Raw genomic sequence first — 12,781 nt, forward strand, 5'->3', positions numbered from 1 at the left:
ACTTTCAGTTATAGGGATGTTTTTATAGGTCAAGCTATATAGGGTACTAATTGAACGTTGACTCTGTTATTTATCGACTTTATTTGCTGAAATTCCTTTCTTAGAAAGCATAAGTTAAACTGCTTAAAAAGACTTAATCTTCTCTCTTAAACGAATTGAAAATACGTGGTTTGGCAATAACAATGGTTTGTTTGGACAGCGCAATAGCAGCATTGAGCTCATAACCCAATAATAAAATAAGCGTATTCAAATAAATCCAGAGCATAATGACAATTAAAGTTCCGATAGAGCCATACAATTTGTTGTACGCACCGAAGTGATTGATATAAAAAGTGAATATCGAAAAAGTCAATATTGCCAGAATGGTGGCCATCGATGCTCCTGCACTAAAGAGTTTCCACTTATTGGAGGTTGAAGGACCAAATTTGTAGATACAACTCACTGTGAAAAAATAGATAGCGAATATAATCAACCATCGGGCTATCTTAAGCAATATCGCCCAGAAGCTTGATTTAATACCCGTCGTTTCTTTAAGATAGTCTATCGTAATGCCAGCAATCGTAAAAATCGTCATTCCAACAGTCAGGGCAAAGATAATTAAGAAGGCCAAAGCTAAGGCCAACAATCGTTTTTTGATCCAAGGCCGTTTTTCTGTCATTAACGATGCTTTATTGAATGCATTCATGAGGGAGGCCATGCCGTTGGTGGCAAAATAGGCTGCAAACACAAAACCGAAGGACAGCAATCCGCCATTTTGGTTTTTGATAATATCTTCCAAAGTTGTTTCAACAACGAGAAATGCATTTTTAGGAATAACTACAGCAAGAAAATCCAACAATTGCTCTTGAAAATTATTTATTGGAATATATGGGATTAACGTAAATAAAAAGATGATGCCTGGAAAAATAGCTAATAGAAAGCTGTAGGAAAGGGAAGAAGCTTTGCTAATAATGGAGTCTCTGGAAATTTCCTGAAAGAAAAATACAGCTACGGTGTAAAGTGGGAGCGAGCCAAACCCAGGTAGTACGACCCGTTTACTCCATTCGATCAATCTAAAATAAGGTTCAAAATTTAATAGCCATTGGTGGATTTTCCCCATTTTAATTAAAATATTTACTCATCTTATCCAAGAAAACCTGCGGCGGCATACAAGGTCTATTTTTCTCCATATTGACAAAGACCAATGTCGTTTCTCCTTGATTAAGTAGCTCTCCATTCTCATTGAAAAGCTCATATTCGAAGACAATACGAACAGCAGGTTTCTTTCGGATGGTTACACGTATTGTAATCAGGTCATCATATTTGCCTGGTTTTAGATATTTGGTCTTCATCTCTGTGACAGGGAGCATGACCCCCATTTCTTCCAGTTCTCGGTATGAGATCCCTGTACTCCGCAGCATTTCAGTTCGAGCTATTTCATAAAACGCAGCGTAATTGCCATAATAGACATAGCCCATCTGGTCTGTTTCTGCATAGCGAACGCGAATCTGATGATCAAATACAAACATTATTTTTTAATATTTCTAGCATCCAAAGCCTGTTGAAATTTGCGCGCATTGATTAAATGCTCTGCTTCAGTTTTTGCGAAATTATGGTAACCCGAGAAATCATCTTTCGCACACATATAGATGTAATCGTGCTGCTTGAAGTTCAACACTGCATCAATAGCAGCGATGCTTGGAATAGAAATCGGGCCTGGGGGCAATCCTCTATAAATATATGTATTGTAGGGATTGTCTGTCCTTAGGTGCTTATTCAATACCCTTCTGATTGTAAAATCATTATTAGCAAAGATTACTGTTGGGTCTGCCTGTAATAACATTCCTTTTTTAAGGCGGTTTAAATAAAGTCCCGCAATCATGGGCATTTCATCTTGATGTAGCGCTTCCCCTTTAACAATGGAAGCTAACGTGCTGATCTGCTGTGGAGTCAAATTAAGCGCTTTTGCTTTCGCCGTGCGATCCGTATTCCAGAATTTTTTCCATTCATCATCAAAACGAGCGATTATCTTTTCAGGACTAGTGTTCCAGTATATTTCGTACGTATTAGGAATAAACATCGTAATCAGATTTTCCTTCGTAAATCCATACTTCTGCGCCGTAGCTTCATCATTCAGCACAGCGATAAATTGCGCAGAATCAGCCTCGAAACTTTTTCCAAGAAGCGCCGCCATATTTTCTTTTAATCGGACATTGGCGAATCGGAATTTTACGGGGTCTTGGTAGCCACCCATTAAATTGCCAACTAAACGTCTATTGTTCATTCCAGGTGTCAATAAGTACCGACCTGGTTTTACACTCTTTTCATATTTTTTATATTGCGCTGCACGCTGAAATGAAGCGATATCGTCCAATAGATTTGAATCGCTGATTGATTTCAGGACATCTTCATACTTTTCACCCTCGTGTATATACAGGTACTTTTTATCTCCCGATACATTCGAAGCATAAAACGTGCTATAAAATTTCCAAGCAAAATAAGCTCCAACGACAACAACGATTAGAGCAATTATTTTTAACCAACTTGGTATTCCCTTTTTATTTTTCATTCTAAAATTTTTTAATCATTTTTTGTTCGCTATTTATGGCATTCATGCAGCCTTTAGCGGTCAATGTTCGAAAAATCTCGCGTATGAAACGCAGTTTTTTCTTATGTTTATCGTGTTGAATCTTTAAAGACTTTAGCATCTTTTATCAGTGATTCAATGCAATTTCAATTTACGGTCGTAGCCTTAGAACCCAAGGCTATTTCCTTTGTTTTCTTTATCTTTCTTTTGGCCCACGGCGTTATTTGCAGGTTTCGTTGTCGGCGTATTTGTGGTCGTACTCTTCGCCGGTGCAGCAGGCTTCGATTGGGCATTCGGATTAGCTTGTGTTTGGTTTGCTTGTGGTTTAGGTGTTGTTGTAACACCTGCAGGAGCATCTGTAATAGGTGCTGGTGCTGTAATTGAAAGTGTTACATCAATTTTAGCGCCTAAGCTGGTTAAGCCTTTTTCGATTCCTGGTGATTGTACACTGATTACTGCGGTAGCAGTATCCGTTACATTTGGATCATAGGTTACAGTGCCCAGACCTAGTCCAGCTCCAGATAAGGCAAACTTCGCTTCATTTAACGGAAGTCCAATTAAATTAGGTATCTCTACTTCATTTGCTCCCAATCCATTTCCCAAAACGAGATCTATACGCGAACCTTTAGGTATCATCCTTCCATTACGGATGGACTGTCCTGCAAATTGAGCATCTAAAACGATATCTCTTGCGATGTCCGCTACATACGAAGTGTCTCCTATTCTAAGGTTATGGTTTTTCAAGATGGCGGTGGCTTCGATCAATGTTTTATCCTTTATATTCGGAAAAGCAACTTCAGGTGCCACCTGTGTGATAATGGTCAAATAAATAGTCCGACCCGATTTTACATGAAATCCTTGTTCAGGATCTTGTTCTATAACCATACCAGGCTTAGCGTCCATCTGATAGACAGAATCAATTTTATATTCGAGCCCCGCATTTTCCAGCGCCTGAATAGCTGCACTGATATGAAGTCCTTTGACTTTAGGGACCGCAATAGATTCATCATGTTTGGTATATACTTTCAGACCAATATAAACGAAAAGGAATACGCATACTATCGCAATGAAAGCGGCAATAAGATTTTTCCTAAAAGTGGGGGTCTGAAGATATTGTACTACTTTGGACATTTCTTTGTTAATAAAAATTAATTCTGCATAGAACCGCAATATTAAAGCCAAGTTTGCAGAAAGATTAAATAAAATTATTCGTCACAAAATTATTCGTTTTTCCGTGTATAGCAAATTATATTTGCTCTTCGAATCGCTAAAATTTATGAAAGCAAAAATAGCATTAATAACTGGAGGTTATACAGGAGAAGCTGAAGTTTCTTTTAAAAGTTCAGCCTTCGTCAATTCGCAGCTTGATCACGACAAATACGATGTGTATATGATTACGGTGACCAAAGAAGCATGGTACTACGAAGATGTAGATGGTCAGCAGCATCCCATTTCGAAAGCAGATTTCACGCTTTCATTGCATGGGGATGTTTTGATTTTTGACTTGGCATTTATTATGGTACACGGTGTGCCTGGAGAAGATGGGAGACTCCAAAGTTATTTTGACTTATTAGATATTCCTTATACGTCATGTGACGCGCTAACTTCTGCCTTGACGATGAATAAAGGGTATACAAAGGCGATTTTATCGGATATTCCAGAGCTGCATTTGGCAAAATCGGTCCTACTGTTTGAATCGCAACGCCCGGAGGCACTCAAAATCGTCGAAAGCAATCTTTCGCTGCCTTATTTTGTGAAACCTAATGCAGGTGGGAGCAGTATCGGTATGACCAAGGTGAAAGAATCTGCACAGTTAAAAGAAGCGATCGATAAAGCTTTTGATGCAGAGAATACAGGTAAACAGGTCATTGTTGAAGAATTTGTGACTGGACGCGAATTTTCCGAAGGAATTTTTCGGAATTCAAAAGGCGAGCTTGTTGTTTTACCTGCTACGGAGGTTCGGACTACGCGCGAATTTTTTGACTACGAAGCGAAATATATACCTGGACTGACCGAAGAGATTACGCCGGCAGAGCTGACTAACGAACAGCAGGAACGGGCTGCACGTATCTTGAAAGAGATTTATGTCAGATTGAATTGCAAAGGTATGGTACGTGTAGATTTCTTTTTGGAAAACGGAACCGATAACTTTTATTTTATTGAAATCAATACCATTCCGGGGCAGACCGCGCAAAGTTTTATACCGCAACAAGTACGCGCTTTTGGAATGAAAGAATGTGATTTCTATGGCGAATTGATCGAAACAGCCTTGCAGTCGAAATAATATTGTCCTTTATATTAGATATGAATCGGAGGTTCGTACGATTGCTGAATTTAACAATATGCGACTGGGTAACTAAAGATAACAAAAGACGGCTTTCAATTTTCTGAAAGCCGTCTTTTTGTGTTTTATTTTCTGAAATCAAATTTGGATAGATCGGGTTTAAACTTTTTTACCCTTTTCAATTCCTCCTGATAAATTACCTGCCCGATATTTTTTAAAAATGGGTAGGTTACTGTTTCGTATTCATAGCGTCCATCGTTGTAGATGCCATTTTCATTAGACTGCACAACAACGGCGAGCATAAATTCCACCCCATGTTCAAAGTCGACGATATAAGCATTATCAATATTATAGCCATAAGAATCACCATACTTGTTGAAGATCCGTATGTTGGGATTTAGGGTCGTATGTTTTTCACGGCCATAAAAAAGGAGCTTGCTATATGTTGGCCAGAATTCTGTAGAGTCATATTTCGGGAAATCCGACTCAAAGGGATAGCGCGACATATAATCATAGAGCAGTGCGTAGTCCTCCTTTTTCAGGTTAAATCTATCTTTAGGCTGAAATGCTTCAGGAAATAATAATTTCTTCAGAATGAGCTGTTGATCTTGAAGAGCGTAGACATTTAATCCTTCAAAGCTCCAGGGGGCATGGACTAGCTCATCTTTGTCGTTTATATAGCCTTTTCCCTGAAGGGTATTGGCCAGCTTGATGGGATAGTCTTTGGGGTCGAACTGTGCCTCTTGTTTATAAAAACTATTTTCCCCACTATAAAAGGTTATTGGATTGGTATGTTTGGCCCATATGCCCTTGTCTCCAATGGCAAGACGGTTGACAATACGGCTGTATTTGGTGCCGTATTTTTTTAGTTTCGCATTTAGTTCAGCACGGCCAATAAATTCAAAAAGTCTATTTTGTGCATCATTGTCGCTGGTCAATAGTATTTTTTTTACATATTGTGCCACGGAAGGAAGCCCATTGGCTGCCGACTCATCTACAAGAACCTTCGTCTGCTTTTCAAATGCAGCATCAATACGGAGGGGGGTGTCTTTGCTGAGACCTGCAATCTGTAGGTCATTGATTTTTTCTAAGGCCAGAATTGCTGTCGGCAACTTTACGGTACTTGCGGGATAAAAATACCAGTTCGGATTCAGTCGATAGCTATAGGACCTGAAATGCGGCATATTGGATTTGTCACGATCAATTTGCGTATACAGAATCTGCACCTCATTTTTAGTCGGATGCCTCAATATGTTTTGAAATAGATCAGGATGACTCTGGAGTAATTTTTCCAGGTAAACAGTATCTATCTTTTGAGCGTATGCGTCTGACATGAATAGGGTGAAAATTAAGATAAAGTATTTGTGCATGTGCTTTATATCCAAGTGTTGCGCTTGTTTAGTCCTGTCTATTAAGCTCTTCTATAGCTTTTAACAATTTGTTTTTTGACAGGAGCTTTTTTGCTTTTTCATTTCCCTCTACATAAGGTTCCAAGGTTTCTTTTTTCAGTGGTAAAATTTCCTTCGCCCTTTCAATTTTGAAATGTGATATGGTAGGCTGATTGATATCAGCGGTCATGCTATACCGGCGGATTCGCTGTTCACGACTGACAGTGTCGACCAAAAATAACCAGCAACTGTCCTGTGGAATGCCTTTTATTTTCTTGTTCCAATAATCTATCCGATAGATTTCTTTTGTCTGCTCGGGCGTTACCGTATGTTTCTTGCCTTTTTCCCGCCAGGATATTTCACTGGGTGCTGTTGTGGTTCTTAATTTTATTTTTGTTTTTGCAACAACGGTGCTGTCATTTTTCAAAACAATATAAAATTTATACCTACTGCTTATCGGTTCGCTATTGAAAGAATAGAACCGGGGGGTATATACGCCCGGTAAAGTAACGTTCCCGCTTGGAGTTCGTATCGTGGTTGGCGGGCTAAATTGTGCAAGAGCTCGGTTCGAGGTACCCAGTAGGAAAATTACGAAACGTAATATCCATAGGATCATGGAGCCTTTTGCTCCAATATATTGCGTTTTGAAATTCGTAAACACAGAACTATTTTCTTGAATAAACTTCAAAGGTATAAGCAAATGCATGTTTTTCATCCACCTGATGCGCATCTGAGGAAACCAATTCCCATTCTTCGGCTGGTAATGCAGGAAAGAAAGCATCTCCTTTGACGGTGGTATGCACCCGTGTTAAAAGTACTTTGTTGGCGAGTGGAAGGGCCTGCTGATAGATGTTTGCACCACCAATAATAAATACTTCGCGCTCGTCGCGACAATATAAAAGTGCTTCCTGAATACTGTTAGCGACATCAATATCTTCACCTTGAAAATCTGCGTTGCGTGTGATGACAATATTCCTTCTTTCCGGTAATGCTTTACCTATGGACTCAAATGTCTTTCTGCCCATCAGTACAGAATGTTCAATAGTATTTTTCTTGAAATATTTAAAGTCGTTTGGTAAATGCCAAGGCATCTTGTTGTTGATTCCGATGGCATTGTTGTCCGATGCAGCGACAATTAATGTGATCGTTGGGTTGCTCATTGTTGATATAAGGTGATTATTATCCGCTAAAAGAATGTTGTTGCAAAATTAGGTGCCGCCATAATTAAACAGCAACCGGAGCTTTGATATGAGGATGTGATTCGTAGTTCAATAATTCAAAATCTTCAAATTTGAAATCAAAAATATCTTTTACGTCGGGGTTAATGCTCATCTGTGGTAGCGCTTTAGGTTCTCTGCTCAATTGAAGTTCGGTTTGTTCAAAGTGATTACTATAAATATGCGCATCACCTAGGGTATGAATAAATTCAGCCGCTTCCATATCACACACTTGGGCAACCATCATGGTTAAAAGTGCGTAAGATGCAATGTTAAAAGGTACACCCAAAAATATATCCGCACTACGCTGATAGAGTTGACAGGACAATTGTGGCTTTAAAATTCCTTTTTCGGGTTGCGCTGGAGCCACATAAAATTGGAAAAAAGCATGACAAGGCGGTAATGCCATATGTTCTATTTCAGCAACATTCCATGCCGATACAATAATACGACGGGAATCCGGCGAACTTTTAAGCTGATTAATTACTTGTGCAATTTGATCAATATGACGGCCGTCGGGCGTCGGCCAAGACCGCCATTGCGATCCGTACACAGGGCCCAAATTTCCTTGTTCGTCAGCCCATTCGTCCCAAATACTTACGCCATTTTCTTTGAGATACTGAATATTGGTTTCGCCTTTTAGGAACCAGATTAACTCATGTATAATGGATCGCAGGTGTAATTTCTTTGTTGTTACCAAAGGAAAACCTTCCTGGAGGTTGAAACGCATCTGATATCCAAAGACACTTTTGGTGCCTGTGCCTGTACGATCTGTCTTTACAACACCATCTGTATATACATGTCTGAGTAAATCTAAATATTGTTTCATCTGTAAAAAAGTAATTTTTAAATGTTAAATATCAATGCTATTATCGAACTCTATGAGAATGTATAGCACTACTTTATGGGTCTGATTCTCGATCGGGGAATACCTGAATACATCAAGGTCCTGACTAATTTCGTTTGACTATAATAAGCCGCCTGTGCATTCAGCATTCAAGATAGTCAAAACTAAGGAAAATCCTTATAACGAGAAAGTCAAAACTTAAAATGATAAGAGTGGTTACTGAAAAAAAATGTAATTTTGCAAAATATTATGGAGAATAAAAAAGTAGCTTTTTATACACTTGGATGTAAACTGAATTATTCGGAGACATCGTCCATTGGTCGTTTATTTAAAGAAGCGGGCTATGATACCACAGCGTTCAATAGCCGTGCAGACGTTTATGTAATCAATACATGTTCGGTAACGGATAATGCTGACAAGAAGTGTAGAAAAGTGGTTAAGGAAGCTTTAAAGCACTCTCCCAATGCTTATATTACGATTGTTGGTTGTTATGCGCAGCTAAAACCAAAAGAAATCGCCGAGATTCCTGGTGTAGATATGGTTTTGGGTGCTGCAGAAAAGTTTAATATTATTGAGCATATCAATGATTTGACTAAACAGGAAAAGACAATCGTTTATAATGGTCCGATTGATGAGACCAATCAATTTGTATCTGCTTATTCAATTGGTGATCGTACGCGTACTTTCCTTAAAGTACAGGATGGATGTGATTACTCGTGCACGTTTTGTACGATCCCTCTAGCGCGCGGCGGAAGCCGCTCCGGGAAGATCGAGGATATTGTGCGCCAAGCGGAAGAAATTGCAGCTTCAGGTGTAAAGGAAATCGTGTTAACAGGAGTTAATATTGGTGATTTTGGTATTCGTGATGGTAAACGTGAAGACCGATTCTTGGATTTGGTAAAGGCTTTGGATGAAGTCGAAGGTATCGACAGGATTCGGATTTCTTCGATAGAACCCAATCTGCTTTCCAATGATATTATTGAGTTTGTGGCAAAATCAAAACGTTTTGTTCCACATTTCCATATGCCTTTACAGTCTGGAAGCAATAAAATTCTAAGTTTAATGCGCAGAAGGTACAAAAGAGAGCTTTACACAGAGCGTGTGGCATATATCAAGTCTTTGATGCCTAATTGTTGCATCGGTGTTGACGTCATTGTTGGATTTCCAGGAGAAACACGTGAAGATTTTATCTATACCTACAATTTCCTGAATGATATGGACATCTCTTATCTGCATGTCTTTACCTATTCAGAAAGAGAAAATACGATTGCCGCGCAAATGGATGGAGCAGTACCGGGAATGCAACGTAGCGATCGCAGCAAAATGCTGCATATCCTTTCTGAGAAGAAACGTCGTGCTTTCTATGAATCGCAATTAGGAGAAATCGGAGACGTATTGTTTGAGGCTGATGAGAAAGACGGTTACATGCATGGTTTCTCTAAAAATTATGTTAAAGTGCGGACTTTATACGATCCCTTATTGGTAAATGAGGTTGTGCCGGTTAAATTTATGGAAGTAACGGACTCCTGTGAAGTCGAGGTGGAAGAAATTCCAGAGACATTGGCACATTAGTTCAATAAAGATTTATAACATACAAAAAAGAGGCTGTCTCAAAAAGACAGCCTCTTTTTTATGTTATTTCATGATATTTAATTTGATTTAATTAATTGATTTTCATATATTTATATTTCAAAAAAAGATATATGTCATCTCAAAGACCTACTTTTAAGCCTTACTATCAGGATCAGATTATGGCAATTCCCCCAACTTTGGACGAATTGGTCTCCAAAGGACATCCGGTACGTATTGTTAACGATGTGATCAACCGTATCAACATACAGGGTCTTTTGGATGCCTACAAGATAAAAGGCTGTTCCAGTTATCATCCGCAAATGCTGTTGAAGGTTCTGGTGTTTGGCTATGTAAGCAATGTCTACAGCAGTCGGAAACTGGAAACAGCCTGCCGGGAGAATATCAACTTCATGTGGCTGAGCGGCATGAGCTATCCCGATCACAATACCATCAACAGATTTCGTGGTGTCCGCTTAAAAGAAGCACTTCGCAGTGTATTTGAAGAAGTTGTTAAGCTCCTGGCCGAAGAAGGGTTGTTAAGCATAGAAGATGTCTACACCGATGGCACCAAGATAGAGGCTAATGCAAACAGATACACTTTCGTTTGGAAGAAAGCTATCCATACCAATAAGGAAAAGATGAAAGCTGCCTTAAAAGATATATGGGACTACGCCCAAAGTATTGCCAAGTCGGAGGACAACCTCCCGGATCCTCCCGATCTGACGACAATTGACAGCGAAAAAGTCCGGGCTACGGTCGATAAGCTGAACAGAGTCTTATCCGACAAACCTTCGGTAAATAAAAAGATGAAGGCAAAGTTGCGTTATGTAACCAAAAACTATCCAGAGAAGATCGTACAATATGAAGAGCAGGAAGCTACTCTGGGAGACAGAAACAGTTATAGCAAAACAGATCCCGATGCCACCTTTATGCGGATGAAAGAGGATCATATGAAAAATGGCCAGCTCAGACCAGGATATAATATCCAGATATCCACGTCCAATCAATACATCGTCAATTACACCATACATTCCAATCCCACAGATACCAGAACATTATCCGGTCATTTGCAACAACATGAGGACAGCTTTGGAAAAACACCGGGAACCCTTACCGCGGATGCCGGTTATGGCAGTGAAGAAAACTATGCATTACTGGCAGCAAAAAATATTGAGAGCTATGTGAAATATGGTATGTTTGACAAAGGACAGAAAAAGAGCTGTGGGGATAAGAAACCATTTTCTGTAGATAAATTACATTATAATCCTTCACAAGATTGCTATATCTGTCCAATGGGACAGGAAATGCATTGTATAGGTACATTTAGCCAAAAGACCTCCGCAGGCTTCCGGCAGGAAATCAAAAAGTATCAGGCAAAAAACTGCACAAACTGCCCGTTGAATGGCGCCTGTCACAAATCACAGGGAAATAGGATCATCGGGGTGAATAAGCAACTTGAGATTTACAGGAACAGGGCATACCAATTGCTCAACAGCGATGTAGGTGTAGCTAAACGAAAACAGAGGTGTTGTGACGTCGAACCTGTCTTTGCAAACATTAAACAGAACCATGGGTTCCGAAGATTTATGCTCCGGGGTAAAGAAAAAGTGTCCATAGAATGGGGATTATTGGCAATAGCACAAAATCTAAGAAAAAAAGCGGCCTAAAAAGCTACTTTTTGTTCATTTCTCCCCTCCATATGAGTCTTTTTCAAATAACCAACAAACAACACACAAATCTATCTCATAGACTTTTTAAACAAAAAAACTGTCCCAAATAAATTTGAGACAGCCTCTTTTTTGTATGAAAGTTGTCTGCTTTTATTGCCCAGAAAGGACTTTTATTCGCTTTTGTCGCTGTTGGCGTGTACGACATCACGAAGTTTTGATTGCTGTATTCGGATAGATATCCTCAAATTGAGTGCAGCTATCTGATCGAAAGGTGATTGGTACCCCTAATGTGTACTGCTCTTTGCTGCATTTAACCAAATGACGGTACCCAAGATCAAAAGCACACCAATCCATTGAACAGTCGATACACTTTCATGAAGGATGAAAAATGACATACAGGTGGCTACAGGCAGTTCGGCCGAACTCAATATTCCTCCTAAGGAGAATCCAGTTTTGGGCAAACCATAGGCAAACAATAAAGGCGGAATGACCGTGCCAAATAAAGAAAGTATCAATCCAAAATAGAAAAAATTATCATCAAATTGACCATTAAATAAATAAGACGGTGGAAATAAAGTGAAAATCAGGATACAAGAACCTGTTACCATAATAGCACTTTTTTGAATGGGGTGGTAGTCATTGCCTACACGCCCATTTACAATCATGAACACCGAATAGGCAGTCGCCGCCAAAAGACCGAATAACACACCCGTTAAATTGAGTTGTTGTAATCCTTTTTCAATGAGCCCCGTTGCTAATAAGGTTGCAACAAGTACAATTCCAATACCGATCAAATTGTTTTTTGAAGGTTTTGTCTTAAAAAAGATAAACTCAATGAGCACGCCGATCCAGATATACTGCATTAGCAAGACTATGGCTAATGAAGCGGGAACGAGCTGAACACATTTATAATAGAGAACACTCACCAAACCGGTAGATGTACCGCTGATCAATATCTTAACCCAGGAAGATTTTTTGCTTGAAGCGTGAAATGACTTTGCCGAAAAGAGTTTGATGACAATATAGATAAGCCACAGTATAAGCATGCCAAACAATACCTGGATTCCCGTTACTTCGCCTAAAGTCAGTCCTTTACCGTAAGCTTTTTTTACAAATGTTGATAGTATTCCGAAACTACTTGCACCTAAAAAGACAGCCAATGCACCTTTTAATTTTTCCATTGTCAAATAAATTAGGCGTCAAAGTTACGATTTCTGAACAATTCTTTTCCTGCTCT

Annotated in this window: 12 protein-coding genes; 3 read left to right on the forward strand and 9 right to left on the reverse strand. The window is 39.3% G+C overall.

What is annotated here, in order from left to right:
- Positions 1–133 precede the first annotated feature (133 nt).
- From VXM68_RS10150 to VXM68_RS10165, 4 genes are all read right to left on the reverse strand, one after another.
- Positions 134–1,099, reverse strand: a complete 966-nt coding sequence (locus VXM68_RS10150; RefSeq protein ID WP_294185738.1) for a YihY/virulence factor BrkB family protein — start codon at positions 1,097–1,099, stop codon at positions 134–136.
- Position 1,100: 1 nt separating this feature from the next.
- On the reverse strand, positions 1,101–1,508 hold the full coding sequence (locus VXM68_RS10155) for a thioesterase family protein (protein WP_209576611.1): 408 nt from the start codon (positions 1,506–1,508) through the stop codon (positions 1,101–1,103).
- Positions 1,508–2,548 (reverse strand): endolytic transglycosylase MltG, encoded by a 1,041-nt coding sequence (mltG, locus tag VXM68_RS10160; protein WP_293955764.1) that lies wholly within the window; start codon positions 2,546–2,548, stop codon positions 1,508–1,510. Before mltG ends, VXM68_RS10155 begins: the two co-directional genes overlap by 1 nt.
- A gap of 183 nt (positions 2,549–2,731) precedes the next feature.
- On the reverse strand, positions 2,732–3,697 hold the full coding sequence (locus VXM68_RS10165; protein WP_367211179.1) for a PASTA domain-containing protein: 966 nt from the start codon (positions 3,695–3,697) through the stop codon (positions 2,732–2,734).
- 145 nt (positions 3,698–3,842) lie between these two features.
- Here VXM68_RS10165 and VXM68_RS10170 point away from each other — a divergent pair, with 145 nt between their 5' ends.
- On the forward strand, positions 3,843–4,850 hold the full coding sequence (locus VXM68_RS10170) for a D-alanine--D-alanine ligase (RefSeq protein WP_367211180.1): 1,008 nt from the start codon (positions 3,843–3,845) through the stop codon (positions 4,848–4,850).
- A gap of 125 nt (positions 4,851–4,975) precedes the next feature.
- Here VXM68_RS10170 and VXM68_RS10175 read toward each other — a convergent pair whose 3' ends face one another.
- From VXM68_RS10175 to VXM68_RS10190, 4 genes are all read right to left on the reverse strand, one after another.
- Positions 4,976–6,184, reverse strand: a complete 1,209-nt coding sequence (locus tag VXM68_RS10175) for a serine hydrolase (RefSeq protein ID WP_367211181.1) — start codon at positions 6,182–6,184, stop codon at positions 4,976–4,978.
- 64 nt (positions 6,185–6,248) lie between these two features.
- Positions 6,249–6,665 (reverse strand): hypothetical protein, encoded by a 417-nt coding sequence (locus tag VXM68_RS10180; RefSeq protein WP_367211182.1) that lies wholly within the window; start codon positions 6,663–6,665, stop codon positions 6,249–6,251.
- A 238-nt stretch (positions 6,666–6,903) separates the two neighbouring features.
- Entirely contained in the window at positions 6,904–7,398 is a 495-nt protein-coding gene (locus VXM68_RS10185) for a dihydrofolate reductase (protein WP_293955759.1), read from the reverse strand.
- A 64-nt stretch (positions 7,399–7,462) separates the two neighbouring features.
- Positions 7,463–8,284, reverse strand: a complete 822-nt coding sequence (locus VXM68_RS10190; protein ID WP_293955758.1) for a thymidylate synthase — start codon at positions 8,282–8,284, stop codon at positions 7,463–7,465.
- Positions 8,285–8,551: 267 nt separating this feature from the next.
- Here VXM68_RS10190 and mtaB point away from each other — a divergent pair, with 267 nt between their 5' ends.
- Both mtaB and VXM68_RS10200 read left to right on the forward strand, forming a co-directional pair.
- Entirely contained in the window at positions 8,552–9,874 is a 1,323-nt protein-coding gene (gene mtaB / locus VXM68_RS10195) for a tRNA (N(6)-L-threonylcarbamoyladenosine(37)-C(2))-methylthiotransferase MtaB (RefSeq protein WP_367211183.1), read from the forward strand.
- 131 nt (positions 9,875–10,005) lie between these two features.
- Entirely contained in the window at positions 10,006–11,541 is a 1,536-nt protein-coding gene (locus VXM68_RS10200) for an IS1182 family transposase (protein WP_367209531.1), read from the forward strand.
- A 287-nt stretch (positions 11,542–11,828) separates the two neighbouring features.
- Here the strand turns inward: VXM68_RS10200 and VXM68_RS10205 are convergent, their stop codons facing one another.
- Positions 11,829–12,725, reverse strand: a complete 897-nt coding sequence (locus VXM68_RS10205) for an EamA family transporter (protein WP_293955756.1) — start codon at positions 12,723–12,725, stop codon at positions 11,829–11,831.
- Positions 12,726–12,781: the final 56 nt, after the last annotated feature.

The organism is Sphingobacterium sp. R2, from assembly GCF_040760075.1.
In the GTDB taxonomy this organism is placed as follows: domain Bacteria; phylum Bacteroidota; class Bacteroidia; order Sphingobacteriales; family Sphingobacteriaceae; genus Sphingobacterium.